We start from the raw sequence: 259 nt of genomic DNA, 5'->3' as shown, positions 1-259 counted from the left end.
GCGCGCGAAAGCGTTCATGTGCTCGTCTATATCTGGCTCGACGACGGCAATGGCCAAAGGCTGATGCAGGCCATGGCCCGCGCCGCCCGGCGTGGGGTCGCCTGCCGCGCGATGGTCGACGGGCTGGGCTCGCGCAAGCTGCCGCGCTCAAGCCATTGGCGCGAGATGCAGGCGGCAGGCGGCAAGACCGGCATCGCCTTCGATACCAGCTGGGCCTTCGCGCGGCTGGCTCTGGGCCGGGTCGATATCCGCAATCACC

At 69.1% G+C, this 259-nt stretch carries 1 protein-coding gene; it reads left to right on the top strand.

The window, feature by feature from the left end; all coding sequences use genetic code 11:
- On the top strand, positions 1-259 hold a 259-nt coding region (locus tag JI666_RS21355), incomplete at both ends, for a phospholipase D-like domain-containing protein (protein ID WP_524535779.1).

The organism is Bacillus sp. NTK071 (assembly GCF_017303315.1).
Lineage (GTDB): Bacteria > Bacillota > Bacilli > Bacillales > Guptibacillaceae > Guptibacillus.
This window is presented reverse-complemented; position numbering and strand designations above follow the sequence as displayed.